1 rRNA gene (cut by a window edge) is annotated in these 933 nt (G+C 49.1%); it reads left to right on the top strand.

The features are described 5' to 3' along the window. Positions 1-204 precede the first annotated feature (204 nt). Positions 205-933, top strand: a 23S ribosomal RNA gene (locus DXB70_RS13845) (it continues 2204 nt past the right edge of the window).

Here is a 933-nt window from a genome sequence, read left to right as displayed (position 1 = left end):
ATGTACCTTGAAAACTGCATATTGAAAATCTGATACAAAGTTCAAACCGAGAGGTTTGAAACAAATATCAAGACATCCGAGGTGTTACACGAAAGTGTAACCAAACAAACCAAAAACAAGCAATTATTAATTGTAAACACCATAAGCCAAAGATGCAACGCTATGCATCTGAGAGGAACACCGTACCCGCGGTGTGAATCAATTGGTTAAGCTAATAAGAGCGCAGGGTGGATGCCTTGGCACTAAGAGCCGATGAAAGACGTGATAAGCTGCGAAAAGCTTCGGGGAGGAGCAAATATCCATTGATCCGGAGATATCTGAATGGGGAAACCCGGCTGAGAAGACCTCAGTCATCCATACGCCAATACATAACGTATGGAAGGGAACCCGCTGAACTGAAACATCTAAGTAGGCGGAGGAAGAGAAAGAAACATCGATTCCCAAAGTAGCGGCGAGCGAAATGGGAAGAGCCCAAACCAGAGTGCGTGCACTCTGGGGTTACGGACTGCATAAGTGAGCTGATTCGTTAATGGAACGGTCCTGGAAAGACCGGCCAGAGAGAGTGAAAGCCTCGTACATGAAAACGATAAGCAGCGGCAGGATCCAGAGTACCGCGAGACACGTGGAACCTTGCGGGAATTCGGGGGGACCACCCCCCAAGGCTAAATACTCCTTAGTGACCGATAGCGCATAGTACTGTGAAGGAAAGGTGAAAAGGACCCCGGGAGGGGAGTGAAAGAGAACCTGAAACCCTGTGTTTACAAGCTGTGGAAGCACGTTAAGGTGCAACCGCGTACTTTTTGTAGAACGGTCCGGCGAGTTGCGGATGCTGGCGAGGTTAAGGAGTAAAGCTCCGGAGCCGAAGCGAGAGCGAGTCTTAATAGGGCGTAAAGTCAGCATGTGCAGACCCGAAACCGGGTGACCTATCCATGT

This window comes from Clostridium sp. OM05-5BH, assembly GCF_003481505.1.
Lineage (GTDB): Bacteria > Bacillota > Clostridia > Lachnospirales > Lachnospiraceae > Otoolea > Otoolea fessa.
This window is presented reverse-complemented; position numbering and strand designations above follow the sequence as displayed.